The sequence below is a fragment of the Streptomyces sp. AC1-42W genome, assembly GCF_003248355.1.
Classification (GTDB): Bacteria; Actinomycetota; Actinomycetes; order Streptomycetales; family Streptomycetaceae; genus Streptomyces.
On the sequence record NZ_QKWY01000002.1, the window covers coordinates 1433048 to 1458967 of the forward strand.

The 25920-nt window shown below is 73.6% G+C and carries 29 protein-coding genes and 2 pseudogenes; 15 read left to right on the top strand and 16 right to left on the bottom strand.

Annotated elements, in window-relative coordinates; translation table 11 throughout:
- Positions 1–33 precede the first annotated feature (33 nt).
- Positions 34–243, bottom strand: a pseudogene (locus DNK56_RS24435) (sensor histidine kinase); the annotation flags it as partial.
- Between the two features lie 16 nt (positions 244–259).
- Here DNK56_RS24435 and DNK56_RS36515 point away from each other — a divergent pair.
- Positions 260–388, top strand: coding sequence for a hypothetical protein (locus DNK56_RS36515; protein ID WP_274543554.1), 129 nt, complete (start codon positions 260–262; stop codon positions 386–388).
- Between the two features lie 84 nt (positions 389–472).
- On the opposite strand, the gene DNK56_RS24445 is transcribed toward DNK56_RS36515, so the two are convergent.
- Both DNK56_RS24445 and DNK56_RS24450 read right to left on the bottom strand, forming a co-directional pair.
- Positions 473–1015, bottom strand: a complete 543-nt coding sequence (locus DNK56_RS24445) for a TetR/AcrR family transcriptional regulator (RefSeq protein ID WP_111337996.1) — start codon at positions 1013–1015, stop codon at positions 473–475.
- A 23-nt stretch (positions 1016–1038) separates the two neighbouring features.
- The gene (locus tag DNK56_RS24450; RefSeq protein ID WP_111337997.1) at positions 1039–1617 is read right to left on the bottom strand and encodes a sugar O-acetyltransferase; all 579 of its coding nucleotides are present in this window, start codon (positions 1615–1617) and stop codon (positions 1039–1041) included.
- Positions 1618–1655: 38 nt separating this feature from the next.
- Here DNK56_RS24450 and DNK56_RS24455 point away from each other — a divergent pair.
- Positions 1656–2948 (top strand): annotated as a pseudogene (locus DNK56_RS24455) (MFS transporter); the annotation flags it as partial.
- Between the two features lie 16 nt (positions 2949–2964).
- Here the strand turns inward: DNK56_RS24455 and DNK56_RS24460 are convergent.
- The 4 genes from DNK56_RS24460 to DNK56_RS24475 form a co-directional block, all read right to left on the bottom strand.
- Positions 2965–3678 (bottom strand): class F sortase, encoded by a 714-nt coding sequence (locus tag DNK56_RS24460; RefSeq protein ID WP_111337999.1) that lies wholly within the window; start codon positions 3676–3678, stop codon positions 2965–2967.
- A gap of 150 nt (positions 3679–3828) precedes the next feature.
- The gene (locus DNK56_RS24465) at positions 3829–4545 is read right to left on the bottom strand and encodes a hypothetical protein (RefSeq protein WP_111338000.1); all 717 of its coding nucleotides are present in this window, start codon (positions 4543–4545) and stop codon (positions 3829–3831) included.
- Between the two features lie 245 nt (positions 4546–4790).
- On the bottom strand, positions 4791–5630 hold the full coding sequence (locus DNK56_RS24470; protein WP_111338001.1) for a transglutaminase family protein: 840 nt from the start codon (positions 5628–5630) through the stop codon (positions 4791–4793).
- 2 nt (positions 5631–5632) lie between these two features.
- On the bottom strand, positions 5633–6634 hold the full coding sequence (locus DNK56_RS24475; protein ID WP_111338002.1) for a GNAT family N-acetyltransferase: 1002 nt from the start codon (positions 6632–6634) through the stop codon (positions 5633–5635).
- A 117-nt stretch (positions 6635–6751) separates the two neighbouring features.
- On the opposite strand from DNK56_RS24475, the gene fdxA reads away from it, so the two are divergent.
- The gene (gene fdxA / locus DNK56_RS24480) at positions 6752–7072 is read left to right on the top strand and encodes a ferredoxin (protein WP_028438930.1); all 321 of its coding nucleotides are present in this window, start codon (positions 6752–6754) and stop codon (positions 7070–7072) included.
- A 119-nt stretch (positions 7073–7191) separates the two neighbouring features.
- A complete protein-coding gene (locus tag DNK56_RS24485) occupies positions 7192–8286 on the top strand; it encodes a bifunctional succinyldiaminopimelate transaminase/glutamate-prephenate aminotransferase (RefSeq protein ID WP_111338003.1) in 1095 nt (364 codons plus the stop codon).
- 72 nt (positions 8287–8358) lie between these two features.
- On the opposite strand, the gene DNK56_RS24490 is transcribed toward DNK56_RS24485, so the two are convergent.
- Both DNK56_RS24490 and DNK56_RS24495 read right to left on the bottom strand, forming a co-directional pair.
- Complete coding sequence (locus DNK56_RS24490; protein ID WP_111338004.1) at positions 8359–8745, bottom strand: ATP-binding protein; 387 nt, start codon at positions 8743–8745, stop codon at positions 8359–8361.
- Between the two features lie 324 nt (positions 8746–9069).
- Positions 9070–10005 carry a hypothetical protein gene (locus DNK56_RS24495; RefSeq protein ID WP_274543553.1) on the bottom strand — a complete coding sequence of 312 codons (936 nt, stop codon included), beginning with the start codon at positions 10003–10005 and terminating at the stop codon, positions 9070–9072.
- Positions 10006–10040: 35 nt separating this feature from the next.
- Here DNK56_RS24495 and dapE point away from each other — a divergent pair, with 35 nt between their 5' ends.
- Positions 10041–11120 (top strand): succinyl-diaminopimelate desuccinylase, encoded by a 1080-nt coding sequence (gene dapE, locus DNK56_RS24500; RefSeq protein WP_111338006.1) that lies wholly within the window; start codon positions 10041–10043, stop codon positions 11118–11120.
- A 109-nt stretch (positions 11121–11229) separates the two neighbouring features.
- The gene (locus DNK56_RS24505) at positions 11230–12015 is read left to right on the top strand and encodes an LOG family protein (RefSeq protein WP_111338007.1); all 786 of its coding nucleotides are present in this window, start codon (positions 11230–11232) and stop codon (positions 12013–12015) included.
- Positions 12016–12022: 7 nt separating this feature from the next.
- Here DNK56_RS24505 and folP read toward each other — a convergent pair whose 3' ends face one another.
- Entirely contained in the window at positions 12023–12895 is an 873-nt protein-coding gene (folP, locus tag DNK56_RS24510) for a dihydropteroate synthase (protein ID WP_111338008.1), read from the bottom strand.
- 122 nt (positions 12896–13017) lie between these two features.
- Here folP and DNK56_RS24515 point away from each other — a divergent pair, with 122 nt between their 5' ends.
- Together DNK56_RS24515 and DNK56_RS24520 are read left to right on the top strand one after the other, a co-directional pair.
- The gene (locus tag DNK56_RS24515; protein WP_111339551.1) at positions 13018–13404 is read left to right on the top strand and encodes a DivIVA domain-containing protein; all 387 of its coding nucleotides are present in this window, start codon (positions 13018–13020) and stop codon (positions 13402–13404) included.
- Positions 13401–13988, top strand: a complete 588-nt coding sequence (locus DNK56_RS24520) for a DNA-3-methyladenine glycosylase I (protein WP_111338009.1) — start codon at positions 13401–13403, stop codon at positions 13986–13988. The genes DNK56_RS24515 and DNK56_RS24520 overlap by 4 nt, the downstream gene beginning before the upstream one ends.
- A gap of 22 nt (positions 13989–14010) precedes the next feature.
- Here DNK56_RS24520 and chcB read toward each other — a convergent pair whose 3' ends face one another.
- Positions 14011–14823: a 2-cyclohexenylcarbonyl CoA isomerase gene (gene chcB, locus DNK56_RS24525; RefSeq protein WP_111338010.1), complete on the bottom strand. Its 813-nt coding sequence runs from the start codon at positions 14821–14823 to the stop codon at positions 14011–14013.
- Between the two features lie 315 nt (positions 14824–15138).
- On the opposite strand from chcB, the gene DNK56_RS24530 reads away from it, so the two are divergent.
- Positions 15139–15306, top strand: coding sequence for a DUF3117 domain-containing protein (locus DNK56_RS24530; RefSeq protein ID WP_018105485.1), 168 nt, complete (start codon positions 15139–15141; stop codon positions 15304–15306).
- A 105-nt stretch (positions 15307–15411) separates the two neighbouring features.
- Here the strand turns inward: DNK56_RS24530 and DNK56_RS24535 are convergent, their stop codons facing one another.
- Positions 15412–16077 (bottom strand): O-methyltransferase, encoded by a 666-nt coding sequence (locus DNK56_RS24535; protein WP_111338011.1) that lies wholly within the window; start codon positions 16075–16077, stop codon positions 15412–15414.
- Between the two features lie 290 nt (positions 16078–16367).
- Between DNK56_RS24535 and sigE the strand changes: the two genes are divergently transcribed.
- The 5 genes from sigE to DNK56_RS24560 all read left to right on the top strand — a co-directional run bounded on the left by sigE (position 16368) and on the right by DNK56_RS24560 (position 21323).
- Positions 16368–17015 carry an RNA polymerase sigma factor SigE gene (gene sigE / locus DNK56_RS24540; RefSeq protein WP_111339552.1) on the top strand — a complete coding sequence of 216 codons (648 nt, stop codon included), beginning with the start codon at positions 16368–16370 and terminating at the stop codon, positions 17013–17015.
- On the top strand, positions 17012–18010 hold the full coding sequence (locus DNK56_RS24545) for a zf-HC2 domain-containing protein (RefSeq protein ID WP_111338012.1): 999 nt from the start codon (positions 17012–17014) through the stop codon (positions 18008–18010). The genes sigE and DNK56_RS24545 overlap by 4 nt, the downstream gene beginning before the upstream one ends.
- A 123-nt stretch (positions 18011–18133) precedes the next feature.
- Positions 18134–19969: a S1C family serine protease gene (locus DNK56_RS24550; protein WP_111338013.1), complete on the top strand. Its 1836-nt coding sequence runs from the start codon at positions 18134–18136 to the stop codon at positions 19967–19969.
- A 100-nt stretch (positions 19970–20069) separates the two neighbouring features.
- Complete coding sequence (locus DNK56_RS24555; RefSeq protein ID WP_111338014.1) at positions 20070–20546, top strand: sec-independent translocase; 477 nt, start codon at positions 20070–20072, stop codon at positions 20544–20546.
- Positions 20547–20663: 117 nt separating this feature from the next.
- Entirely contained in the window at positions 20664–21323 is a 660-nt protein-coding gene (locus tag DNK56_RS24560; RefSeq protein WP_111338015.1) for a hypothetical protein, read from the top strand.
- Between the two features lie 63 nt (positions 21324–21386).
- On the opposite strand, the gene DNK56_RS24565 is transcribed toward DNK56_RS24560, so the two are convergent.
- Genes DNK56_RS24565 through DNK56_RS24575 form a run of 3 tightly spaced genes read right to left on the bottom strand, consistent with a single transcriptional unit; the run spans position 21387 to position 24384 of the window.
- On the bottom strand, positions 21387–22520 hold the full coding sequence (locus DNK56_RS24565) for an Mrp/NBP35 family ATP-binding protein (protein ID WP_111338016.1): 1134 nt from the start codon (positions 22518–22520) through the stop codon (positions 21387–21389).
- A 45-nt stretch (positions 22521–22565) separates the two neighbouring features.
- Entirely contained in the window at positions 22566–23120 is a 555-nt protein-coding gene (locus tag DNK56_RS24570) for a DUF1003 domain-containing protein (RefSeq protein ID WP_111338017.1), read from the bottom strand.
- Positions 23110–24384 carry a magnesium transporter MgtE N-terminal domain-containing protein gene (locus tag DNK56_RS24575; protein WP_111338018.1) on the bottom strand — a complete coding sequence of 425 codons (1275 nt, stop codon included), beginning with the start codon at positions 24382–24384 and terminating at the stop codon, positions 23110–23112. The genes DNK56_RS24570 and DNK56_RS24575 overlap by 11 nt, the downstream gene beginning before the upstream one ends.
- Before the next feature lie 204 nt (positions 24385–24588).
- Between DNK56_RS24575 and DNK56_RS24580 the strand changes: the two genes are divergently transcribed.
- The gene (locus DNK56_RS24580) at positions 24589–25365 is read left to right on the top strand and encodes a hypothetical protein (protein WP_111338019.1); all 777 of its coding nucleotides are present in this window, start codon (positions 24589–24591) and stop codon (positions 25363–25365) included.
- A gap of 7 nt (positions 25366–25372) precedes the next feature.
- Here DNK56_RS24580 and DNK56_RS24585 read toward each other — a convergent pair whose 3' ends face one another.
- The gene (locus DNK56_RS24585) at positions 25373–25885 is read right to left on the bottom strand and encodes a hypothetical protein (protein WP_111338020.1); all 513 of its coding nucleotides are present in this window, start codon (positions 25883–25885) and stop codon (positions 25373–25375) included.
- Between the last annotated feature and the right edge of the window lie 35 nt (positions 25886–25920).

The window sequence follows — 25920 nt, forward strand, 5'->3', positions numbered from 1 at the left end:
GGTCCCCGGCGGCGGCACCGGGAAGCGGGCCGTCACCCGGAACGCCGACAGCTCCAGCTCCGGCGGCAGGGCCCGCCGCTCGCCCCGCCACTCCACCTCGACCCGCACCCCCGCGGCGGTCGTGGCCCGCGCGAGGCGCCCGACGTCGGCCAGGCCCTCGGCGGGGCCCCGCGGCGCCTCCTCCTCGCCCGGCGCCGACTCCCGCAGGGCGCCCAGCATTCTGCGCAGCCCCGACAGCGTCTGGGACCGGCTGCGGGACGTGGCCCTGCCGCAGCCCCCGCCGGAGCTGTTCCCGTGGTCCGAGGCCGGTGCCTGGACCGTCTACGCCCTGTGGGCGCTGGCCGCCGGGGCGGTGGCGGTGTACGCGGTCCACCGGCGCGACCAGTGAGACCGGTGCGACCAGTGAGACCGGTGGGCCTGGCCGGCACCTCGGTCAGGTAGGTGCCGACCAGGAGCTGGGGGCGCGCGTGTTTCAGGCGCGCGTGATGCGGGAAATCGCCTCGGCCGTCAGGGCGCGGTCGTGCGGTTCGGTCTCCAGGGCGCGGTGAATGGACAGGCCCTCGATCAGCGCGTCCAGCTGACGGGCCGTCGCCGGGTCGAAGTGCCACTCCAGGGCGACCCGGCTGCGGCGCATCCACTCACGGGTCAGTTCGCGGTAGGCGGGTTTGCGGGCGGCGAGCGTGTACAGCTCGTGGGTCAGGACCAGCTCGCGCTGATTCCCGCCGGAGAGGTGGTGCACCAGATCGGCGACCGCCTCACGCGCCTCGTCGGGTGTGCCGGCGGCGCCCAGCCGCTCCTCGAAGACGGCGACGATCCCGCTGGAGAAGCGGGTGAACGCCTCCCGCAGCAGCTCGTCCATCCCGGCGAAGTGGTACGTCATCGAGCCGAGCGGCACGCCCGCGCGGGCGGCGACCTTGCGGTGCGAGGTCCCGGCGACCCCCTCGGCCGCGATCACGTCCAGCGCGGCGGCGATGATGCGCTCCCGCCGCTCGGGGTCGTTCTGTCCGGTCGCCACCCTGTATCCCTCGTCGCCCTCGTCTAGATCGAACGGATCACCCGGGCCGGATTGCCCACGGCGACCACGTCGGCGGGAATGTCCCTGGTGACGACGGCTCCCGCGCCGATGACGCTGTTGTCCCCGATGGTCACCCCGGCCAGCACGATCGCCCCGCCCCCGAGCCAGACATTGTCGCCGATGGTGATGGGACGCGCCGCCTCCAGTTTGGCCCGGCGCGGTTCCGGCTCCACCGGGTGGGTGGGCGTGAGGAGTTGGACGTTCGGCCCGATCTGGCAGTCGCGGCCGATGGTGATCGGGGCGACGTCCAGTGCGGTGAGGTTGTAGTTGACGAACGTGTCCTCGCCGACCGTGAGGTACGAGCCGTAGTCGACGTACAGCGGCGGCCGGATGTGCGCCCCCGCGCCCAGGCCGCCGAGCAGTTCCGCGACGACCGGCCGCGCCGCGTCCGGGTCCTCGGTGTACGCGGCGAGATAGCGGGCGGCCAGCCGCACGGCCCGCTTCTGCGCCTCGACGATCTGCGGGTCGTCGGCGATGTACAGGTCTCCGGCGAGCATCCGCTCGTGGTTCGTACGGGGGTCGCCCGCGAAGTGGTCCGTCATGGGTACGATCGTACACTCCAGGCGTACGATCGTACGCTCGTGGCGTCCGTCACCTTCGCCGCCACTTCGCACGCCCGCTCTCCGACCGTCTGACGAGGCCCCGCCGTATGGATGCCGCCACACGCCGCTGGCGTGCCGCCCTGTTCCTGTTCATGCTCGCCGCCGGTACGGGCATGGCCTCCTGGGTCGCCCGCACCCCGGCCGTCCGGGACGGGCTCGACGTGTCCACGGGCGCGATGGGCCTCGTGCTGTTCGGGCTGTCCACCGGCTCGATGGCCGGGGTCACGGCGTCCGGACCGCTGGTACGGCGCCGCGGCGGCCGGGCGACCATCCTCGGCGGCGTCCTCCTGATCGTCGCCGGGCTGCTGGTGGTCGCCGCCGGCACCGCCCTCTCGCAGGCCGCCGTGGTCTTCGGCGGGCTCGCCCTGTTCGGCGGCGGGATGGGGATGAGCGAGGTGGCGTTCAACATCGAGGGCGCCGCCGTCGAGAGCGCCATCGGCCGGCCCGTCCTGCCCGTGCTGCACGGATGTTTCAGCCTGGGAACCGTCGTCGGGGCGCTCCTGGGCATGGCCCTGACGGCGGCCGCGTTCCCCGTCGGATGGCATCTGACACTCGTCGCGGTGCTGATAGCCGGCGCCGGTGCACGGGCGGTCCTCGCCATCCCGCACGGCACGGGCAAGGAGGACGCACCGGCCGCCGGGTCCGCAGGGGGCGGGCTGCGCGGGCAACTGCACGTGTGGCGCGACCGGCAGCTCGTCCTCATCGGCGTGATCGTCCTGGCCATGGCCTTCGCGGAGGGCGCCGCCAACGACTGGCTGCCGCTGCTCATGGTCGACGGGTACGACGTGAGCGCCACGGCGGGTTCGCTGACCTTCCTGGTCTTCGCCGCCTCGATGACCCTCGGCCGGCTGGCCGGCGGCCCCTTCCTGGAGCGGTTCGGACGGGTGAGGGTCGTCCGGATCAGCGGCCTCACCGCCGCGCTGGGCCTCGTGGTGGTCGTCGTCGCCCCGAGCCCCTGGATGGCGGGCGCCGCCACCGTGCTGTGGGGGCTCGGCGCCTCCCTCGGCTTCCCGGTCACGGTGTCCGCCGCCGGTGACCACCCGCGCGACGCGGCGGCACGGGTGGCCGCCGTCTCCACGGCGGGCTACGGCGCGTTCCTGGTCGGCCCGCCCGCCCTGGGCTTCCTCGCCGACCACATCGGCCTCCGGCTCACGATGACGGTCGTCCTCGCCCTGGTGGCCGTGGCCACGGCACTGGCCGGGGCGCTGGACACCGGCCCCGGCCCCGACCGCGACGCCACCGGCGCCCGGGCGGCACCGGCGACACCGTGACGCCCCGGCGCGCCGCTCACTTCGCCCCGACCGAGTCCAGGTGGGCGAAGACCACCACGTTGTCCTCGTAGTCCTTCGCCTTCCGGTCGTAGTCGCCGCCGCAGGTGATCAGGCGCAGCTGCGCGTCCGGGGTGTCGGCGTACACCTTGTCGTCCGGGAAGTCCGCCTTGCTGAACGTCTCCACGCTGTCCACGGAGAACGAGGCCACCGTCCCGTCGGCGCGGGTGATGTCCACGGTCGCGCCGGGTTTCAGGAACCGCAGCTGGAGGAAGACGGCGGGCCCGGTCGTGGTGTCCACATGGCCCGCCACGATCGACGTCCCCAGCTCACCGGGCGTCGGCCCGTCCTTGAACCAGCCGACCAGGTTCTTGTCGTTCGGCGGCGGCGCGTCGAGCCGGCCCGACGCGCCGATCGACAGCGGCGTGAACGGCGCGTCCACCGCGATCGACGGAATGCGCAGCCGGGTCGGCTCCGAGCGGGGCAGCGACGGCGACTCGCTCGGCTCGTCGCCCTTCGCGCCGGCGGCGGAGGCAGAGGGGGAGGCGGCCGCGGAGACCGCCACCGAGGGCGGGGCGGGCGGCTTGTCGTCCACCGGCGAACCGATGGAGTGGTAGATCAGGACCATGCCGAGCCCGGCCACCGCGAGGGGCCAGAACAGGGCCCGGCTCAGCGGACCGGTGGGGGCCGCGGTTCCGGGGGTGGGGGATTCGGAGGTCTGCGGGGCGGCCATGGAGGAAGAGCCTTTCGTCCGGGCGGGTGCGGTACGAGGGGGAAAACGCGGGCGCCGCGGCCGCCGTCCGGAGGGACGGCGACCGCGACGGCTGGGGCGTCGCCCGGCAGGCGGGACCTTGCGGAACACGCCCCAGGGACCGCGGGCCGGTCAGGCCATCGCACCGCCGGACGCCTGGCGGCGGCGGAGCCGGTACGCCGCGACACCCGCGCCACCGAGGAGCAGCAGCGAACCGGCCGCCAGACCGCTGCCGGTCATCGCCATCGCGCCGCCACCCGTGTGCATACCGCCGTGCGGCTTCTGCTCGTCCTTGTACTTGCCGCCCTCGTCGCCCGGCTTCCACTCGCTCACCGTCTGCGCGAGAGCGCCACCGCCGGCGTGCACGCCACCGCTGGGCTTGTCCTCGTTCTTGTACTTGCCGCCTTCGTCGCCGGGCTGCCATTCCTTGGCGACGGTCTTGGCGAGGGCGCCGCCGCCGGTGTGCATGCCGCCGTGGGGCTTGTCCTCGTTCTTGTACTTGCCGCCTTCGTCGCCGGGCTGCCATTCCTTGGCGACGGTCTTGGCGAGGGCGCCGCCGCCGGTGTGGACGCCGCCGTGGGGCTTGTCGGCGTCCTTGTACTTGCCGCCCTCGTCGCCCGGCTGCCACTCCTTGGCGATCGTCTTCGACAGGGCACCGCCACCGGCGTGGACGCCGCCGCTGGGCTTGTCCTTCTTCCAGCCGCCGTCGGAGTCGTCGTGCTCGTGGGCGGCGGACGAGCCGCCGTGGTTCTGGTCGGCGGCCACGGTCATCGCGTAGGCCGTCGGGGTCGTGATGGTGAGTACCGCCGTGACGGCGGCCGAGGCGAACAGCGTGCGGGCAGAGCGCATCTGTCACAGGTCCTTTCGTCGCCCCTGCGAGGAGTGACGGTGTGTCGACTCCTGGTGACGCAGCGGCTACGTGATCCACCGTCAAGCCGAACCGGGAACCCCGCCATCGGAAGAGCGCCGCATGGGGGCCCTGCCATGGGCCCATCGAGTGGCGGAGAGCGGAACATCACCCATTGGACGGCACAGCGCACCCACCCGAGGTTTGGAATCGGCCCCGCCCCGCACGACCGCGTGCCCCCGGCCCGTCAGTTCAGCAGCGACCGCGCCGCCCGCGCGCTGTGCCGCACCGCCTCCGCCGTAGCCGGGTCCACCCCCTCGACGACCCGCGCGTACTCCTCCATCGCCGCCGCGCCCCGCAGGAACTGCCCGGCGCGCACCAGCAGCTGGGCGTGCTCGTAGCGCAGCGCCGCCGGGTGCGAGGGCAGCAGCAGGGACAGCTCCACCGCCCACAGCGCCACGTCCGTGTGCTCCGGGCGGGCCGCGGCCCAGGCCCGGATGTTGTTCAGGACCCGCAGCACCACCTCCAGCGGGCGCGCCGGCTCCAGCGACGACGGCTCCCACCGCTCCCCGGTCGAGCTCGTCACCAGCAGCTCCGCGTCCTGGTCCGTCAGCGGCCGCCCACCGGCGAAGGGATCGGCGAGCACCCGCTCGGCCGGATCGCCGAACCCGACGACGAAATGACCCGGCAGCGCCACCCCGTACACCGGGGCGCCCGCCCGCCGGGCGACCTCGATCCACACCACCGACAGCAGGATCGGCAGCCCGCGCCGCCGCCGCAGCACCTCGTGCAGCAGGGACGACTCCAGGCGCCGGTAGTCGGCCGCGGCGCCCTCGAACCCGTAGCGCTCACCGAGCAGTTCGGCCAGCGCCGACGCCCAGGCATGGGCGCCGCGCAGCCCGTAGGGGAGCTGCCCGGCGAGCCGGTCCAGCTCGATCTGCGCCTCGTCGATCCCGCGGGCGTCCAGCTCCGGGTCCGCCACCGCCGCCACCAGCAGGCACAGGAGCGCCAGATCGGGCCGTTCGGCGCGGGCCTCCTCCGCGAACCGGCGGCGCGGCTCCTCGCGGTCGTTCCCCTCGTCGGCCACGGTCACACCGGCCGGAAGTGGTGGTACAGGTGGTGGACCGCGAAGCCCATCCCCTCGTACAGGGCGCGGGCGCCCTCGTTGTCCGCCTCCACCTGGAGCCAGGCGGCGGACGCGCCCTCGTCCATCGCCTGCCGGGCCAGCGCGGTCATCACGGCCGTCGCCAGGCCCCGCCGCCGGTGCTCGGGGGCCACCTCGACGGCCATGAACCCGGCCCACCGCCCGTCGACCACGCACCGCCCGATCGCGGCGGGTGCCGACTCACCGGGCCCGCCGGGCACGGTGGCGAACCACACCGACGGCCCGGAGTGCAGCACCGCCGTCACCTCCGGGCCGGGCGTCCCGACCCGCTGGTAGCGGGCGAGCCACTCCGGACCGGCCGTACGGGACAGCCGGACGCGGGAGATCTCGGCCGGCAGGTCACCGACCGGGGCGAGCGCGGCGATGCGCAGCTCCGCCGTCACCTCGCGCCGCCAGCCGTGCTCCTCCAGGGCCGCGCACAGCTCCTCCTGCGCCCCCTCCGCGCCGGTCGCCGTCTGCACGTACGCCGGCAGGTCCCGGTCCGCGTACCACTGGCGGACACGCCCGAGCGCCGGGCCGAGCGGGAGTCCGGGGTCGCCGAGGGGCAGCACCGAGTTGGCGCGACGGGTGAATCCGGCCGAGGCGCGCAGCAGCCAGTCGCCCAGCGGCTCGCTCTCCACGGGCTGCCAGGCGCGCGCCGAGACGCGGGCGAGTTCGGCGAAGGTGGCGGCGGGTCCGCGCCGCCGGGCCGGGGCGGACGGCACGACCTTCCCCGCGACCAGGGTGGACTCGGGGATGCGCACCGAATCCCCGCCGCGGGGTGTGACGGACAGCACACCGTCGTCCCACGATGTGAGAACGCCGACCGTGTCGGTGAATTTCGGCCCGTGGGGGCCGTCTTCGGTCAAACGCCTGACTGATACCCGTTTGCCCACGTCAGCCGGTGCAATTCGGACCTCCAGCCGTCCGCCGATGGTGAATTCCACAGCTCTGTCCGCCCCTCCTGTTCGGTTCGTGCCCGCGAACGGAGATACTAGGGGCGGGCATCGACGACGCCGCGCTCCCGCGCGAGAGCCAACGCCCTACCGAGGAGGAACGACAGCGTGACCTACGTCATCGCGCAGCCTTGTGTCGACGTCAAGGACAAGGCCTGCATCGAAGAGTGCCCCGTCGACTGCATCTACGAGGGCCAGCGGTCCTTGTACATCCACCCGGACGAGTGTGTCGACTGCGGAGCCTGCGAGCCGGTCTGCCCCGTGGAAGCGATCTTCTACGAGGACGACACCCCGGACGAGTGGAAGGACTACTACAAGGCGAACGTCGAGTTCTTCGACGACCTCGGGTCGCCGGGTGGTGCCTCCAAGCTTGGTCTGATCGAACGGGACCACCCGTTCGTCGCCGCGCTGCCGCCGCAGAACCAGTAACAGCGCCCGGCACGTGCGCCGCCGCGGTCCCGTACGGCTCGTCGCCGTGCGGGACCGCGGTGTTTCCCGCCCGCCCTCCGGACCGCCCGCGTGACCCCCGTACGAGAAAGCAGAGAGCCGTGTCCGCAGTCTCCTCCCGCCTCCCGGTCTTCCCCTGGGACAAGCTGGCGCCCTACAAGTCGACGGCCGGGGCCCACCCGGACGGGATCGTGGACCTGTCCGTGGGCACGCCGGTCGACCCGGTGCCCGAGCTGATCCGGCAGGCGCTCGTCGCGGCCGCGGACAGCCCCGGCTATCCGACGGTGTGGGGCACCGCCGAACTGCGGGACGCGCTCACCGGCTGGGTGGAGCGGCGCCTCGGCGCGGCCGGGGTGGCCCACGAGAACGTGCTGCCCGTCGTCGGCTCCAAGGAGCTGGTTGCCTGGCTCCCGACGCAGCTGGGCCTCGGCCCCGGCGACAAGGTCGCCTACCCGCGCCTCGCCTACCCCACGTACGAGGTCGGCGCCCGGCTCTGCGGCGCCGAACCGGTGGTCTACGACGACCCGACCGCGCTCGACCCGGCCGGCCTCCGGCTGCTCTGGCTGAACTCGCCGTCCAACCCGACCGGCCGGGTCCTCGCCAAGGACGAGCTGACCCGGATCGTCGCCTGGGCCCGCGAGCACGGCGTGCTGGTCTTCAGCGACGAGTGCTACCTGGAACTGGGCTGGGAGGCCGAACCGGTCTCCGTGCTCCACCCCGATGTGTGCGGCGGTACGTACGAGGGAATCGTCGCCGTCCACTCGCTGTCCAAGCGGTCCAACCTGGCCGGCTACCGCGCCGCGTTCGTCGCGGGCGACGCGGCCGTGCTCGGCGAGCTGCTCCAGATCCGCAAGCACGGCGGGATGATGACGCCCGCCCCCGTCCAGGCGGCGACCGTCGCCGCGCTCGGCGACGACGCGCACGTGGCCGAGCAGCGCACCCGGTACGCCGGCCGGCGCGCCGCCCTGCGCGCGGCCCTGGAGGCGCACGGCTTCCGCATCGAGCACAGCGAGGCGAGCCTCTACCTGTGGGCGACCCGCGACGAACCGTGCTGGGACACCGTGGCGCACCTCGCGGAGCTGGGCATCCTGGTGGCGCCCGGCGACTTCTACGGACCGGCCGGCGACCGCTTCGTACGGGTGGCGTTCACGGCCACCGACGAGCGCGTCGCGGCCGCGGTCAAGCGACTGGGCTGAGCACGCGCGCACGCGGGGGCCGCGAGGAGTACGTACTCCCCGCGGCCCCCGCGTGCGGGGGCCGGGACGGTCTCAGCCGAGCGGCAGGCCCTTGGCCAGGGAGTCGGCGGACAGACCGCCGCCCTTGCCCTTGCCCTTGCCCGCCGTGCCCTTGCCGGCGACCTTCTGCGCCGTCGGGCCGGCCTTGGAGCCGAGGTCGGTGACCGTCTTGCCGGCCACCGGGAGCGTGGTGCCGACGACCTTGCCGCCGGTCTCGCCCGCGACGTCGGAGACCGGCTGGGCGGCCCCTTCGACCGTCTTGCCGAGACCGGAGCCCTCGACGCTGGTGAGACCGCCGAGGTCGGGGGCCTGCGGGAGCCCCGCGGCGCTCGCGGCGCCGGCCGCACCGACCACGGAGGTCGCACCCGCCGCGAACAGCAGTGCGGTACGGGCGATCCGGCGGGTCAGGGGGAGGGACATGATGCTCCTTCGACGGGAGGGAAATCTGGCTGTCCGTGGCTCGGACGCCCTGACAACCGCCGTGGGGGCGGGTGAGGTTGCGGTACGCCGACGTAAAGACCTGGCAATGCGTCGGATAATCCTCAATGGAGGAACCGGGGCAAACGGTGCGCGCCGCGCCCGACCGCGGAACCGTCACTCCCCTTACGGCACAAGGCTTACGGAGGACGGCGCGCCGATCGCCGGGCCACCGCTCGCGGGGCGCCCGCGGCACACGGCGGTACGCCCGCACGGGCGAGGGCTCGCACGCGTGCGCGGGCGGTCCGGTGTCGTCCGCCCCAGGGGTCAGCGCACCAGGCGCAGCCGTACCTCGTCCGTGTCCGAGGCCCGCAGCCGCGCCGCCTCGCGGGCCGTGTGCCAGCCCTCACCGGCCTTCCACACCCGGCCCCCGTAGGCGACTTCGTCGATGCCCAGCGCCTCGGACTGGGCCACCGCCCAGTGCGCCAGCTCCCAGCCCCGCCGGGGCACCCCGTCCCGCTCGGCGCGGCGGTCCGCGCGCACCGGGACCGTGAGCGCGTCCGCCGCCGCGCCGCCCGCCGCCGGGGCCTCGCCGCCCGCGCCGGACGGCAGGACGTCCTTGCCGAACGCGCTCGTCAGGGCGGCCCGCACCGCCGCCGCGTCACCCGTGCCGCCGGTGGTCCGGGGCGGCTCGCAGTCCAGCGCGGCCGGGGCGCGCCCGGTCAGCGCGGCGGCCAGCAGCGCCGCGTCCGGCTCGTGCTTCGCGTACGCCTGCGGGAAGCCGCTGCGCTGGACGCGCTGCGCGGCGACGGTGAGCGGCAGCCGCGAGTAGCCGGGCACCTCGGCCAGGTGCTCGTAGAACTTCCCGGACGCGTACACCGGGTCCATGATCTGCTTCGCGGTGCCCCAGCCCTGCGAGGGCCGCTGCTGGAACAGCCCCAGCGAGTCCCGGTCGCCGTGGCCGATGTTGCGCAGCGCGGACTCCTGGAGCGCGGTCGCCAGCGCGATGGTCACGGCACGTTCCGGCATCCCGCGCCGGGTGCCGACGGCGGAGATCGTCGCGGCGTTCGCGGCCTGCTCGGGCGTCAGCCGGTAGGTGCCGTCCACCGACCGCACCGTGCACTGGTCGGAACCCCGCCCGCCCGAAACGTACTGAACGGTCAGATAACCGGCCACCGCGGTGAGCACGCCGAGAGCGGCCACGACCCGCAGCCGCCGACTGCGGCCGGGACGTCGGGGAGCAGCGGAAACGGTCCTGGGCACGGGCCCACCGTACGACAGGCACTACCCTCCTAGCCATGGCCGAAAGCACGCTTGACCTCACCCTTGACGGGCCCGCCCTCACCGCCGCGCTCGTCGACCTCCCCTCGGTCAGCGGGGAGGAGAAGGACCTGGCGGACGCCGTCGAGGCGGCGCTGCGGGCCCTGCCGCACCTCACCGTCGACCGGTACGGGAACAACGTCGTCGCCCGGACGGATCTCGGCCGCGCCGAACGCGTCATCCTGGCCGGGCACATCGACACCGTGCCGATCGCCGGCAACGTGCCCTCCCGGCTCGACGCGGACGGCCTCCTGTGGGGCTGCGGCACCTCCGACATGAAGTCCGGCGTCGCCGTCCAGCTGCGCATCGCCGCCACCGTGCCCGAGCCCAACCGCGACCTCACGTTCGTCTTCTACGACAACGAGGAGGTCGCCGCCCACCTCAACGGCCTCGGCCACATCGCGGACGCCCACCCCGACTGGCTGAAGGGCGACTTCGCCGTCCTCCTGGAGGGCTCCAACGGCGAGGTCGAGGGCGGCTGCCAGGGCACCCTGCGCGTCTTCCTGCACCTGGCCGGGGAGCGGGCGCACTCCGCGCGCAGCTGGATGGGGTCCAACGCCGTGCACGCCGCCGCCCCGGTCCTGGCCCGGCTCGCCGCGTACGAACCGCGCCGACCGGTGATCGACGGACTCGAATACCACGAGGGCCTCAACGCCGTACGCATCGAGGGCGGCGTCGCCAACAACGTCATCCCCGACGCCTGCACCGTCGTCGTCAACTACCGTTACGCCCCCGACCTCGGCCAGGAGGAGGCGCTGGCCCACGTCCGCGAGGTCTTCGAGGGCTGCGGCGTCGCGGAGTTCACCGTCGACGACCACTCCGGCGCGGCCATGCCCGGCCTCTCGCACCCGGCCGCCAAGGCGTTCATGGACGCGGTCGGCGGCACCGCCCGGCCCAAGTTCGGCTGGACGGACGTCGCCCGCTTCGGCTCCCTCGGCATCCCGGCGGTGAACTACGGCCCCGGCGATCCGGTCCTCGCCCACAAGCGCGACGAGCACGTCAGGGTCGAGCGCATCACCCACTGCGAGGAGCGCCTGCGCTCCTGGCTCACCGCCTGACCCACGATCCGACCTCCCGCATTTCCCCGTCCGTAACCGGCGGCGATCTACGCTGGCGGGAGACGGGGGCGCCGCAGGGCGCCTCCGACACAGGCGGAGGGAGCAGATCATGGGCAACCGCGAGGACGCGCGCATCCCCGAGGGTGCGGAGATCCCCGAAGGCGCGGTACGGCCCGAGGAGCAGCGCCTCGGCCCCGTACTGCGCCGCAGGGAGCAGGTGCAGCCCGGCACGACCGATCAGCGGCTGCTGGACTCCGAGGACGACTCGGAGTGGGTGCACACCGACCCGTGGCGGGTGATGCGCATCCAGTCCGAGTTCGTCGAGGGCTTCGGCGCGCTCGCCGAACTGCCGAGCGCCATCAGCGTCTTCGGCTCGGCCCGGACGGCCGCCGGGACACCGGAGTACGAGGCGGGGGTACGGATCGGCCGGGCGCTGGTCGAGGCGGGCTTCGCGGTCATCACCGGCGGCGGGCCGGGCGCGATGGAGGCGGCGAACCAGGGCGCGCGCGAGGCGAAGGGCGTCTCGGTCGGCCTCGGCATCGAGCTGCCCTTCGAGTCCGGCCTCAACCCGCACGTGGACATCGGCGTCAACTTCCGCTACTTCTTCGTCCGCAAGACGATGTTCGTGAAGTACGCCCAGGGCTTCGTCGTCCTGCCCGGCGGCCTCGGCACGCTCGACGAACTCTTCGAGGCGCTGACCCTCGTCCAGACGGGCAAGGTCACCCGCTTCCCCATCGTCCTGTTCGGCACGGCCTACTGGAGCGGCCTGGTCGACTGGCTCCGCGACACGGTGGTCGCCGAGGGCAAGGCGTCGGACAGGGACCTGCTCCTGTTCCACGTCACGGACGACGTGGACGAGGCGGTGGCCCTGGTCACCAAGGAGGTCGGCCGCTGACGGCGCGCTACGCCAGGCCCCGGCGGGCCACCGCCGGGGCCCGCCACCCGGCGATCGACGCCACCATGTCGAGCACGTCCCGGGTCTCCGCCACCTCGTGCACCCGGTACACCCGCGCCCCCAGCCACGCCGACACCGCCGTCGTCGCCAGCGTGCCGAGCAGCCGCTCCTTGACCGGCCGGTCCAGCGTCTCGCCCACGAAGTCCTTGTTGGACAGCGACACCAGCACCGGCCATCCCGTCTCGGCCATCTCGCCGAGCCGCCGCGTCGCCTCCAGCGAGTGCCGGGTGTTCTTCCCGAAGTCGTGACCGGGGTCGATCATGATGCCGTCGGGCCGCACCCCGAGGGCCACGGCCCGCTCGGCCAGCCCCGTGGTCACCCGCAGGACGTCCGCCATCACGTCCTCGTACCCCACCCGGTGCGGCCGGGTCCGCGGCTCCGCGCCACCGGCGTGGGTGCACACGAGCCCCGCCCCGTACCGCGCGGCGACCTCCGCGAGCTTCGGGTCGACGCCGCCCCACGCGTCGTTCAGCACATCCGCGCCCGCCTCGCAGACCGCCTCGCCCACCTCGTGGCGCCAGGTGTCCACACTGATCACCACGTCCGGGTGCCGGCGGCGCACCTCGGCGACGAAGCCCACCGTGCGGCGGGCCTCCTCCTCGGCGGTGACCTCCTCGCCGGGCCCCGCCTTGACGCCGCCGATGTCGATGATCGCCGCGCCGTCGGCCACGGCCCGCTCGACGCGGGCGAGCGCCGGCTCGTCCTGGAAGGTGGCGCCCCGGTCGTAGAAGGAGTCCGGGGTGCGGTTCACGATCGCCATGACCACCTGCTCGTGCGCCCCGAATTCGCGCCGCCCCAGCCGGAGCGCACCGCTCGTCATGCGTGTCCCTTTCCTGTGAATCGGGCCCGGCGGAACCTGCCCGGGCCAACAGCCGACACTAGCCGCCGGTCCCGCATGGCACGATCGGACCCGGACGAATTCCGCTCCCAGGGGAGATGCGCGTGTTCTTGTTCTTGCTGCTGTCGATGGTGGTGGTGGTTGCCGCGGTCACCCTCGCGGTGGTCGGTGGGGGGAAGGGCGACGTCCTGCGGGACGTGGCGCCCGAACAGCTGACGGACCCGCTGCCCGTCTCGCGCCCGGTCGGCCGGGAGGACGTCGAGGCGCTCCGGCTGCCCGTGGGCGTCCGCGGCTACCGCATGGCCGACGTGGACGAGGCCCTGGCCCGCCTCGGCGCCGAGCTGGCCGAGCGGGACGCGCGGATCGCGGAGCTGGAGGCGGCGCTCGCGGGCGCCCAGGCCACCCGCACCGGCGGCCCCGACCTGTTCAAGGAGCCCCGCGACGAGGCGCCCGACGACGGGGCGCCGCACGACGGGGAGACCGGCCGGTGAGCGGCGAGGCGGTGGCGGCGGCGGACGGCGGTCTGCGCTGCCCGTGGGGCCTGTCCACCGAGGACTACCTCTGGTACCACGACACGGAGTGGGGCCGCCCGGTCCGCGGCGACGACGCCCTGTTCGAGCGGCTGAGCCTGGAGGCGTTCCAGTCCGGGCTCTCCTGGCTGACGATCCTGCGCCGCCGCGAGGGCTTCCGCAGCGCCTTCGCGGGGTTCCGCATCCCCGCGGTGGCGGCGTTCACGGAGGCGGACCGGGAGCGGCTGCTGGCCGACGAGGGCATCATCCGCAACCGCGCCAAGGTGGACGCGACCATGGCCAACGCCCGGGTGCTGGCCGGCTGGGCCGCCGGTGAGCTGGACGAGCTGATCTGGTCGCACGCCCCCGACCCGCTGGGCCGCCCGGCCCCGAAGACCCTCGGCGACGTACCGGCGGTCACCCCCGAGTCCACGGCCCTGGCCAAGGAGCTGAAGAAGCGGGGGCTGCGGTTCATCGGACCGACGACGGCCTACGCCCTGATGCAGGCGTGCGGTCTGGTCGACGACCACCTCGCGGACTGCGTCTCCCGCCCGACCCCGGTGTAACGGTCGGCCGGCTCCGGGGCGGCTACCGCCCGAGGTACTTCGGCTTCTCCTTGGCCAGGAAGGCGCGCACCGCGATCCCGTGGTCCTCGGAGGCGCCCGCCCTCGTCTGGAGTTCGTCCTCCTTCTCCAGGGCCTCGCTCAGCGAGTGCGAGGCCCCGAAGGCGAGGGACTCCTTGAGCGCCGCGTACGCCACGGTCGGCCCGTCGGCCAGGGCACGGGCCACGGCGGCCGCCTCGGCGGCGAGGTCGGCGGCGGGCACCAGCTTGTTGACGATGCCCAGCTCATGGGCGTCCGCGGCGGAGATCGTGCGCGGGAACAGCAGCAGGTCCGCCGCGCGGCTCCGGCCGATGAGCCGGGGCAGCGTCCAGGAGACCCCCGAGTCGGCGGTCAGGGCGACCCCGGCGAACGAGGTGTTGAACGAGGCGGTGTCGGCGGCCACCCGGTAGTCGCAGGCGAGCGCGAAGCCGAAGCCCGCGCCGGCGGCCGCCCCGTTGATCCCGGCCACGACCGGCTTCGGCATCTCGGTCAGCGCCCGCACGATGGGGTTGTAGTGCTCCCGGACGGTGCTCAGCGCGTTGCCCCCCTCCTGCCCCCGGGCCTCGGCGAGCTTGGCCAGGTGCTCCTTGAGGTCCTGGCCGACACAGAAGGCGCGCCCGCCGGCCGCGGTGAGCAGCACCGCCCGGACACCGGGGTCGGCGGCGGCCGACCGCAGGGCGTCGCGGAGCGCGACCTTGGCCGCGGTGTTCAGGGCGTTCATCGCGTCGGGCCGGTTGATCGTGATCGTCGCGAGCCCGTCGACGATGTCGTGGCGTACCGCGTCGTCGTGATCGGCCATGAGAGGTCCCCTTCGCGTGTCGTTCAGCAGCCTGTCCACCCGCAAGCATGGCCGACTTCGCCCTGGGCGGACATGTGACCTGCGTCAAACATTTTCGTGCCGCGAAGGGGCCGCAGGGGCGGGAGTATCCCAGTGAGGTCCCCGAATTGGGTGGTTTTGAGCGAGCGCGTTGCCCAAGCGATGCAGAGCGATGTTGGTCATCGGGGTCGATGATGCGGGATAATGGCGTGGAAGCACTGTGTTCGATGCCGGTGAGGCAGCGCCTGTCATGGGGCCGCCGGTTGCGATGAGCTGGTTTCAGGAAGGGGAACGAGCATGGCGGCCATGAAGCCGCGGACGGGCGACGGCCCGCTCGAGGTGACAAAGGAGGGGCGGGGCATCGTCATGCGAGTTCCGCTCGAAGGCGGCGGTCGGCTTGTCGTGGAGCTGACGCCGGACGAGGCCGATGCCCTCGGCGACGCCCTCAAGCAGGTCGTCGGCTGAGCTGAGCAGAGGCGCTCACAACTTCATCACTGCCCCGGCGCGGTCCCGTGCCGGGGCAGCGGTGTGTCCGGGGGCCGGTCGCCCCGCAGGCCGCCCGGCCGCCGCTCAGCCGCGCCGGACCGCGCAGAGCAGACCGTCGCCCACCGGCAGCAGCGTCGCCAGCAGCTCCTGGCTCTCGCGGACCGCGCGCAGCAGCTCGCGCAGCCGCAGCACCTCCGCCGGCTGGGCGGCCGAGTCGACCGTACGGCCGTCCGCGAAGACGCCTTCGAAGCAGACGAGACCCCCCGGCCGCAGCAGGCGCAACGATTCAGCGAGGCAGTCCAGGCTCTCCATCCGGTCGCCGTCGCAGAAGACGAGGTCGTAGCCGCCGTCCGCGAGCCTGGGCAGGACGTCGAGGGCGCGGCCGGGGATGAAGCGGGAGCGGTTGGCCGCGAACCCCGCCGCCCGGAACGCCTCACGGGCGAACTGCTGGCGCTCGGGCTCCGGATCGACCGTGGTCAGCACCCCGTCCGGCCGCATGCCGTGCAGCAGATAGATGCCGGACACGCCCGTGCCGGTACCGATTTCCGCGACGGCCTTGGCGTCCGTGGTGGCCGCGAGCAGACGCAGCGCGGCGCCGGTGCCTGGGGACACCGAGCGAAGTCCCGCATCGCGGGCCCGGTCCCGGGCCCAGCGCAGAGCTTCGTCCTCGGCGACAAAGGCGTCGGCGAACGCCCAGCTCGTCTGCCGGTTGGCGGTAATGACCCTCTCCTGTCCCCTTAGTTGGCGCAACGGTGACTGTATCCGCTGGAGTCGGGAACCCGCAGATGGGACCGGGCGTTGTGAAAGGGCGGGGACATCCTGCGGACCGGGCCCGGTGTACGGGCGCGGCGCGCGGGCCGAGTTCCGGGGCGATCCCCGGCCCCAGCTGGAAAAAGGCTTATCCGGAGCTAACGGGCGAGGTGGTTATGGTAGGGGCTCCACTGGACACCACCAGAGCCGATAGGGGAGGTGCGGCTGCGCCTGTGGATCGGGGAGGAGTGCTGCGGCGCTTTCTCAGGTCGGCGGGTGAGCCGAAATCCGTGACCGACATCGCTGACCGTTCTTCCAAAGACTCCGCACCGACCGCGACCTTCGCCTCCGATGCGGAATCCCAGGCGTGGACCCCGCCCACATGGGAAGAGATCGTCAGCACGCACAGCGGCCGCGTGTACCGCCTCGCCTACCGGCTGACGGGCAACCAGCACGACGCGGAAGACCTCACGCAGGAGGTCTTCGTCCGTGTCTTCCGCTCCCTGTCGACCTACACGCCCGGCACCTTCGAGGGCTGGCTGCACCGCATCACGACCAACCTGTTCCTGGACATGGTCCGCCGCAAGCAGCGCATCCGCTTCGACTCCCTCGGGGACGACGCCGCCGAGCGGCTGCCCAGCCGCGAGCCGTCGCCCCAGCAGGCCTTCAACGACACCCACTTCGACGCGGACGTCCAGCAGGCGCTGGACACCCTCGCGCCCGAGTTCCGGGCCGCCGTCGTCCTCTGCGACATCGAGGGACTCTCCTACGAGGAGATCGCCGCCACGCTCGGCGTCAAGCTCGGTACGGTGCGCAGTCGCATCCACCGCGGGCGCTCCCACCTGCGCAAGGCCCTGCGGCACCGCTCGCCCGAGGCGCGGGCCGAGCAGCGCTCGCTGGCGGGAGCCCTCCTAGCCGGGGAGGGCGGCACGGCGTGAGCGGCACAGATCCGACCCCCGCGGAACAACACCTGGGGGACCGCCTCGCCGCGCTCGTGGACGGCGAGCTGAAACACGACGCCCGCGACCGGGTGCTGGCCCATCTCGCGACCTGCGCCAGATGCGCGGCCGAGGCGGCCGCCCAGCGCCGGCTCAAGAGCGTGTTCGCCCAGGCGGCCCAGCCCTCCCCCTCCGAGGGCTTCCTGGCCCGTCTCCAGGGGCTCCCGGGCGGACCGCCGGGGGGTGACGACGAGCTGCGGGGAAGACCCGCGGGCGACTCCGGGCGATTCGGTGACGGCCTCTTCCCGGGTACGCGCCCGCCGGGCGGCCGGGCGGACCTCACCACCGCCCCCGGCCCCCTGGACGGCTTCGGCTACCTCCCCGCCGCGCACGGCGGGGCCACCGCGCTGCCCGCCTCACCGGCCGGCTCCGGCTTCCGCATCCACGAGGTGGGCCGCGAGGGCGACCGCTCGCCCTGGCGGGGGCGCAGGTTCGCCTTCGCCGCGGCCAGCGCCGTCTCGCTGGCCGCCATCGCGCTCGGCGGCGCCCTGCCGACGAGCAGCGGCTCCGACGCCCCCACCCGCGCCTCCGGCTCGGGCAACAGCGTGACGCCGGTGGGCGCCGAGGCCCGGTCCGGCGGCGGGGGAGTGCTCGGCCGGCGCGGCGGCCCGGGCCAGGGCTCGCGCACCGTCTCAGGCCAGGGCGACCGCCCGGCCTCCCTCGCGGTGAACACGGTCTCGGCCGGGTTCGCCCCGACCGCCCCCTCGCTGCTGGGCCACGGCCGGCTCACCGCCAACCCGTACGGCCTGTCCCTGCGCTTCGGCGTCTCCGCGCTGATAGGCCCCGGCGGGGCCGGTCCGCTGCTCGCCCGCACCCTGGGCAGCGGGCTGCGTCCGGTCCCGTCGTCCGAGCCGAAGCCCTCCCTGCCGCCCACATCGGCCGCCGCGAAACCGGCTTCCGGCGACCACGGGCTGCCCCTCGCTCCCCGCCGCTGACCCGGCGCCCCGTACGGGCCGCGCGGGTTCGGGCCAAACCTGGTTGAATTCCGGCAGGATTTTCGGGAGGGACGCCCCTGCGGGGGCGTGCGGAGGGCCGGTTGCGGCAGTTGCGGGGAGAGCATGGACGACGGGAAGCCGACCGGGCCGAAGGCGAAGTGGTGGAGCCGGCCCACACCGGGCGGCGGCGCGCGCACGGAGCCCCCGGCCGCGCCGGACGCCGTGACGGCACCGGACGCCCCGGCACCGGCCCCCACCGCCCCGGACACGCTCGCCGAGCCCCCGCAGGCCGCCGCACAGGCGCCCGCGCCCCACGCCCCGGCGCCGCAGGACGCCGTACCGCAGGACGCCGCCGCACCGCAGCCGCCCGCGCCGGACGCCGCCGCACCGCAGCCGCCCGCGCCGGACGCCGCCGCACCGCAGCCGCCCGCGCCGGACGCCGCCGCACCGCAGCCGCCCGCGCCGGACGCCGCCGCACCGCAGCCGGCCGCGCCGGACACCGCCGCCCCTGACGCCGCCGTGCCGCACGACGCCGTGACCGTGGCGCACGGTGTGCAGCCGCTGCACGACCCCGACCCGTACAGCACCCCGCCCTACGGCGGCCCCGGCCCCTGGGCGCCCGCCCCTCCCGTGCAGCGGCCCACACCGGCCCACGGCACCCCCGTGCCCCCGCCGTACGCGGGCACCGACGGGGCGGGCATCGGCGTCCCGGCCGACCCGGCGCGGGCGTTCCCGCCGCCGGTGGCCCCCGCCCCGGAGGCCGCGCAGCCCTGGCAGAGCTACGACCCCTGGGGCGCGCACCGCCGGCCCCTCGTCACCCAGCCCGGCCCCCCGCTCCCGGACGGACGGCGCGGCAGACGGCGCGGCGCCCTGCTGGTCGGCGCGCTGCTCCTCGCCCTGGTCGCGGGCGGGGTCGGCGGCGGCATAGGCGCGTACATAGAGCGCAACGGCGGCTTCACCAGCGTCGAACTGCCCCAGGACGAGCGCGACGGCGGCGGCCGGGCCCCGGACAGCGTGGCCGGTATCGCGGCCAGCGCCCTGCCCAGCGTCGTCACCCTGCACGTCAGCGGCGCCGACGAGTCCGGCACCGGCACCGGCTTCGTCCTCGACGAGCGGGGCCACATCCTCACCAACAACCACGTGGTGGCCCCGGCCGGCTCCTCCGGTGAGATCACCGTCACCTTCAGCGGCGGCGAGACCGCGTCGGCCGAGATCGTCGGCAAGGACAGCGGCTACGACCTGGCCGTCGTGAAGGTCAGCGGGGTCTCCGGGCTCAAGCCGCTGCCGCTGGGCAACTCCGACAACGTCCGGGTGGGCGACCCGGTGGTGGCCATCGGGGCGCCGTTCGACCTGTCCAACACCGTCACCTCCGGCATCATCAGCGCCAAGGACCGCCCGATCACGGCGGGCGGCGAGAAGGGCGACGGCAGCGACGTCAGCTACGTCAACGCCCTCCAGACCGACGCGCCGATCAACCCCGGCAACTCCGGCGGCCCGCTGGTGGACACCGACGCCCATGTCATCGGCATCAACAGCGCCATCCGCGCCGCCGACGGCGGTTCGGCCGGTGAGGGCGGACAGGCCGGGTCCATCGGCCTCGGCTTCGCCATCCCGATCAACCAGGGCAAGCTCGTCGCCGAGGAACTGATCAACACCGGCAAGGCGACCCACCCCGTGATCGGTGTCACGCTCGACATGAAGTACACCGGGGACGGCGCCAAGGTCGGCGCGAGCGCCCCGGGCACCTCGCCGGTCACCGAGGGCGGCCCGGCCGACCGGGCCGGCGTCCGGGCGGACGACGTCATCACCGAGGTCAACGGCAAACGCGTGCACAGCGGCGAGGAGCTGATCGTCAAGATCCGCTCGCACCGGCCGGGCGACCGGCTGGAGCTCACGGTGACGCGCGGTGGTAAAGACCTGTCCATAACTTTGACCCTGGGGTCCGCAACCGGCACCTGACGGCCACGGCGAGCTACCGCCCGGACAGATTGGCCGGGTACCGTGTTCGGGGTCCGGACCTCATCCGAGCTTGGTCGCGGAGAAGACGAGGAGCCGCAAGGTGTTCAACGACATAGGCGCACTGGAGCTGCTGGCGCTCGCGATCCTCGGCGTGCTCGTCTTCGGCCCGGACAAGCTTCCCAAGGTCATCCAGGACGCCGCGCGCTTCATCCGCAAGATCCGTGAGTTCTCGGAGAGTGCCAAGCAGGACATCCGCACGGAGCTGGGCCCGGAGTTCAAGGACTTCGAGTTCGAGGACCTCAACCCGAAGACGTTCGTCCGCAAGCAGCTGATGGACGGCAACGACGACATGGGGCTCAAGGAGATCCGTGAGAGCTTCGACCTGCGCAAGGAGCTGTCCGACGTCACCGACGCGGTGAACGGGCGCGGCAGCTCGTCCGTCGAGGCGAAGACCGGCGTGTCGGGCGGGGCGTCCGTCACCGCGGCCAACGGCTCCAAGGGCGCCCCCGACCTGCTGAAGAAGGGCGACCAGCCCCCGAAGGACACACCGCCGCCCTTCGACGCGGACGCCACCTGAGCCCGGCCAATCCCAGGTCGCCCGGACGGTGTCGCTATTCTCCATCTGTCCGGCTGTGAGGACGCCCGCGGGGGGCGGGCCGCTCCGGACCCTTACGGATCGAGGAGGCGGCCGCTGATGGAGACGACGAGTCGGGTGGGCGCACAGGACGCGCCGGACACGGTCACGGCGGAGGCGGTCCCGGCGGCCCGGCTCACGGTCGAGGGCTATCTGCGGGCGCCCTTCCCCTGGTACGCGCTGGACGAGGCGTTCACCGGCCCGCGCAGGCTGATGCCGCTGGGCACCGCCGCCGACGGCGAGGTCCAGCACGGTTCCATCGGCCACGGCGACGAACCCCTGGTCCGCGGCGACTCCGGCAACGACCGGCAGCGGTTCGCGGTCGTGGTCACCGTCGCCAGCAGCCCCGTACGGCGCAGCGGCGACGGCACCGGGGTCCTGGAGGCGACGACGGTCTCGTCGGCGGCCTGGCTGGCCGGCTCCGGCCTGCTCTCCTGCACCTGGCCCCCGCAGCTCGACCACACCCTGCGCGACGACTGGCTGGACCAGCAGACCGAGACGGCGTTCGAACTCGCCGACGATCTGGCCGGCCCCGCCTGGTCGGCGCTGTCCCTGCCGGTCGACGGCGTACCCGTCCCCTTCCACTACCGCGAGTCCGAGTTCGGCTGGGTGCTGGCCGGCTCCGCGCCCGGCGGGGTGCACATCGGCGCCTACGGGCGCGGCATGAGCGCGTACGGGCTGGGCTTCTCGGTGGTCAAGGACATCGAGTCGTACGCGTAACGGCTCCGGAGAAGCGGAAGGCCGGGGCTCGAGGGCTCCGGCCTTCCGCTGTCCCTGTACGCGTCAGAACTTGTTGCGCGGGGTGATGCCCAGGGACATGCCCGCCAGGCCGCGCTGACGGCCGCTCAGCTTGCCCGCGATGGTGCGCAGCGCCTTGCCGGCGGGGGAGTCGGGGTCGGACAGGACGACGGGCTTGCCCTCGTCGCCGCCCTCGCGCAGCCGTACGTCGATCGGGATGGCGCCCAGCACCGGCACCTCGGCGCCGACCGTGCGGGTCAGCCCCTCGGCGACCTTGGCGCCGCCGCCCGAGCCGAAGACGTCGACCATCTCGTCGCAGTGCGGGCAGGGCATGCCCGACATGTTCTCGACGACACCGGCGATCTTCTGGTGGGTCTGGACGGCGATCGAACCGGCCCGCTCCGCCACCTCGGCGGCGGCCTGCTGCGGGGTCGTGACGACCAGGATCTCCGCGTTCGGGACCAGCTGGGCCACCGAGATCGCGATGTCACCGGTGCCCGGCGGCAGGTCGAGCAGCAGCACGTCCAGGTCGCCCCAGAACACATCGGCCAGGAACTGCTGGAGCGCGCGGTGCAGCATCGGGCCGCGCCACACCACCGGGGCGTTGCCCGGCGTGAACATGCCGATGGAGATGACCTTCACCCCGTGCGAGGACGGCGGCATGATCATGTTCTCGACCTGGGTCGGCCGGCCGGCCACCCCCAGCATCCGGGGCACGCTGTGCCCGTAGATGTCCGCGTCCACGACCCCGACCTTGAGCCCGTCCGCCGCCATCGCCGCGGCCAGGTTCACCGTCACCGAGGACTTGCCGACGCCGCCCTTGCCGGAGGCGACCGCGTACACCCGGGTCAGCGAGCCGGGCTTCGCGAACGGCACCTCGCGCTCGGCCGTGCCGCCGCGCAGCGACGCGGCGAGGTCCTTGCGCTGCTCGTCGCTCATGACGTCGAGGGTGACGTCCACCCGGGTCACGCCCTCGACACGGGCCACCGCGTCGGTCACGTTGCGGGTGATCGTCTCGCGCATCGGACAGCCGGAGACGGTCAGATACACCGTGACAGCGACCGCACCGTCCGGACCGATGTCGACCGATTTCACCATGCCCAGCTCGGTGATCGGGCGGTGGATCTCGGGGTCGTTCACTGTCGCCAGTGCCTCAAGCACCGCGTCTTCCGTAGCCATACGGACGATGGTACGGCGCGTGCGCTCACCCCGTGGGCGGACCCGTCAGCGGTCTTCGTCACTCTCGGCGGACAGCAGGGCGCGCCGGTCGTCGAGGTCCTTCACCAGGTCCTCCAGCTCCGAGCGGATCCAGTCCCGGGTGGCGACCTCGCCCAGCCCGATCCGCAGCGCCGCGATCTCCCTGGTCAGGTACTCCGTGTCGGCGATGGAGCGCTCGTTCTGCTTGCGGTCCTGCTCGTGCGTGACCCGGTCCCGGTCGTCCTGCCGGTTCTGCGCGAGCAGGATCAGCGGGGCCGCGTACGACGCCTGGAGCGACAGCATCAGCGTCAGGAAGATGAACGGATACTGGTCGAACCGCAGATGATCCGGCGCGAACACGTTCCACGCCACCCAGAGGATGATGATCAGCGTCATCCAGACGATGAACCGGCCCGTGCCCAGGAAGCGCGCGATGCGCTCCGAGAACCGGCCGAACGCCTCGGGGTCGTACTCCGGCAGCAGCCTGCGGCGCGGTGCCTTCGGCTGGTCGAGCCGGTTGCGCGGCACCCGGGTCAGCGCCGTCGCGCCGTTCGACGCCCTGGCGCGGTCCTCACCGGCCACGGAGCACCCCCTCGCCGCCGTGGAAGTCCGTCTCCCGCCAGTCCTCCGGCAGCAGGTGGTCCAGCACGTCGTCCACGGTCACCGCGCCCAGCAGCGAACCGCTCTCGTCCACCACCGGCACCGACACCAGGTTGTACGCCGCCAGGTAACTGGTCACCACCGACAGCGGGGTGTCCGGCTGGAGCGGCACCAGATCGCTGTCGAGCAACGAGCTGACCAGGGTGAACGGCGGATCGCGCAGCAGCCGCTGGAAGTGCACGGTGCCCAGGTACTTGCCCGTCGGCGTCTCGTCCGGCGACCGGCACACGTACACCTGCGCGGCGAGCGCCGGGGACAGGTCCGACCGGCGGACCCGCGCCAGCGCGTCCGCGACCGTGGCGTCCGGGCGCAGGATGACCGGCTCCGTCGTCATCAGCCCGCCCGCGGTGCGCTCCTCGTACGACATCAGGCGCCGCACATCCGCCGCGTCACCCGGACGCATCAGCGTCAGCAGCCGCTCCTTGTCCTCCTCCGGCAGCCCGGCGAGCAGGTCGGCCGCGTCGTCCGGGTCCATCGCCTCCAGGACGTCCGCCGCGCGCTCCTCCTCCAGCTTGCCGATGATCTCCACCTGGTCGTCCTCGGGCAGCTCCTCCAGGACGTCGGCCAGCCGGTCGTCGTCCAGCGCGGCGGCGACCTCCGCCCGGCGCTTGGGCGTCAGATGGTGCAGCGCGTTGGCCACGTCGGCCGGGCGCAGCCGTTCGAAGGTGGCCACCAGGGACTCGGCGCCCTGCCCGTGCTCCTCCAGCGAGAAACCCTTCACCGCCGACCACTCGACGGTCAGCGTCTCGCCCTTGCGGCGCAGCGCCCCGCCCCGGCCCTTGCGGACGAAGTACTTGTCGATCTCCCAGTCCCGGCGGGCCGGCAGCTGCTGGATCGCCACGTCCAGGATGGTGACCTCCTCGTCCGTCTCCACCAGCCGCACCCGGCGGTCCAGGAACTCGCCGAGCACCAGGCGTTCGGTGGGCCGCTGTTCGAAGCGCCGCATGTTGACCACGCCGGTGGTGATCACCTGTCCCGACTCCACGCCGGTCACCCGCGTCATCGGCAGGAAGATCCGCCGCCGGCTCACCACCTCGACGACCATGCCGAGCAGCCGGGGCGGCCGGCCGCCGACCCGGAGCATCGCGACCAGGTCGCGCACCCGCCCCACCTGGTCGCCGTTGGGGTCGAACACCGGCACGCCCGAGAGGTGCGAGACGAAGACCCTGGGTGTGACCGGTGTCATTCCCGCGCCTCCTCGATCGTTTCCGGACGCCGGTGCCGCCCGCTTCCGACAGTTATCGCTCCGTTATGACGTGATCAGGCTAGCCGGTACGGTCCCGGACCGCCCCGGCGGACCGTCCGGACGGCTCTGGGTCCGATGGCGTAGGCCACCCCGGTACGCTGCCGTCTGCCAACCCCCACCATGGAGACGAGAGGCAGTGCGCCTGTGACCTCTTCCGCCCCGGCCGCCCGGGCCCGCCGCCGGACCGCAACCCTCGCCGTCGTGCTCTGCGCGGGGCTGACCGCGGCGCTGGCCGCGTGCGGGAGCGAGGACCCGGACAAGGGGACCAACGGGGTCGGCAAGCTCTCGGCGCCGGAGATCGAGAAGAAGGCGCAGACCGCGGTGGACTCCGCCGACGCGGTGCGCCTCGCCGGCACGCTGGTGAGCAAGGGCGGCACGTACAAGATCGACATGCGGCTCAAGGACCGGGGCGGGGCAGGCTCCGTCACCTCGAAGAACAGCTCCTTCACCCTGCTGCGCATCGGCGACGAGCTGTACCTCAAGGCCGACGCCGGCTTCTGGAGCCACGCCGACGAGGGGAAGACGGACACCGGCGAGGACGGCGCGGCCGCGGCGGACAAGCTGGAGGACAAGTACGTCAAGGTCCCCGAGGACGACCCCACCTACAAGCAGCTCAGCGGGTTCACCGACAAGAAGGTGCTGCTCGACGGGATGCTCACGCTGCACGGCGAGCTGTCCAAGGGCGACCGCGACGAGATCCGCGGGAAGCGCACGATCCGCATCATGGGCGGCGAGGGCGCGGGCGGCTCGCTCGACGTGTCGCTGGACGGCAAGCCGTATCCGCTGCGCTTCGCCCGGGGCGGCGGCGGGGGTGTGATCACGCTCGCCGACTGGGGCAAGGACTTCGCGCTGAAGGCCCCGCCGGAGGACGAGACCGTGGACTACGGCCGGCAGCTGCCCAGGACCTCGCCCACGGCCTGACCGGCCGCTACTTGCGCAGCGAGCGCTTGAGCAGCCGCGGCAGATGGGCCGGGACGGGCAGCCGGGTCGTCGCCGTCGTCGGCAGCGGCGCGGCCGCCCCGGAGGTCTGCGGCAGCTCGGTGCGCGCGTCCAGCGGCGTGAGCCGTACGACGCGGCACTCGCGGGCCCACCGCTCGGGCAGGTGCTCCGCGTCGGGCGCGTTCAGCCGCTTGCCCTTCAGCTCGGCGACGGCGGCCTCCCACGCCTCGGAGTGCGGCGCGAGCTCGGTGACGGCGGCGGACCAGGCGACGAGCCGGCCGCCCTTGTCCTTGCTGCGGACGGTCACCTCGGCCGCGGCGCCCTCGGTGAGCCCGGCCGGGAACGGCTGCTCGCCGGGGCCGTCGCCGACGAGGTGGACGGCGCCCTCGTGCCAGACGTGCCACAGCGCCCGCGCGTGGCCGGTACAGCGCACCCAGACGAGGCCCGACTTCTTGGCGGCCTCCTCGACGAGGGCCGTCCCGAGCAGCGTGTCAGCAGTCATGGGCAGAGCTTAGACCGGCCGGCGCGGGGGCAGCG

Bases quoted from the DNA above. Each gene is read 5' to 3' on its own strand.
- DNK56_RS24505 (WP_111338007.1), top strand. From the start codon at position 11,230: ATGGGCAACCGCGAGGACGCGCGCATCCCCGAGGGTGCGGAGATCCCC.
- DNK56_RS24575 (WP_111338018.1), bottom strand. From the start codon at position 24,384: ATGACACCGGTCACACCCAGGGTCTTCGTCTCGCACCTCTCGGGCGTG.
- DNK56_RS24585 (WP_111338020.1), bottom strand. From the start codon at position 25,885: ATGACTGCTGACACGCTGCTCGGGACGGCCCTCGTCGAGGAGGCCGCC.
- DNK56_RS24465 (WP_111338000.1), bottom strand. From the start codon at position 4,545: ATGCGCTCTGCCCGCACGCTGTTCGCCTCGGCCGCCGTCACGGCGGTA.
- DNK56_RS24460 (WP_111337999.1), bottom strand. From the start codon at position 3,678: ATGGCCGCCCCGCAGACCTCCGAATCCCCCACCCCCGGAACCGCGGCC.
- DNK56_RS24560 (WP_111338015.1), top strand. From the start codon at position 20,664: ATGGAGACGACGAGTCGGGTGGGCGCACAGGACGCGCCGGACACGGTC.
- DNK56_RS24530 (WP_018105485.1), top strand. From the start codon at position 15,139: ATGGCGGCCATGAAGCCGCGGACGGGCGACGGCCCGCTCGAGGTGACA.
- DNK56_RS24550 (WP_111338013.1), top strand. From the start codon at position 18,134: ATGGACGACGGGAAGCCGACCGGGCCGAAGGCGAAGTGGTGGAGCCGG.
- DNK56_RS24450 (WP_111337997.1), bottom strand. From the start codon at position 1,617: ATGACGGACCACTTCGCGGGCGACCCCCGTACGAACCACGAGCGGATG.
- chcB (WP_111338010.1), bottom strand. From the start codon at position 14,823: ATGGCCGATCACGACGACGCGGTACGCCACGACATCGTCGACGGGCTC.
- DNK56_RS24565 (WP_111338016.1), bottom strand. From the start codon at position 22,520: ATGGCTACGGAAGACGCGGTGCTTGAGGCACTGGCGACAGTGAACGAC.
- DNK56_RS24490 (WP_111338004.1), bottom strand. From the start codon at position 8,745: ATGTCCCTCCCCCTGACCCGCCGGATCGCCCGTACCGCACTGCTGTTC.
- folP (WP_111338008.1), bottom strand. From the start codon at position 12,895: ATGACGAGCGGTGCGCTCCGGCTGGGGCGGCGCGAATTCGGGGCGCAC.
- dapE (WP_111338006.1), top strand. From the start codon at position 10,041: ATGGCCGAAAGCACGCTTGACCTCACCCTTGACGGGCCCGCCCTCACC.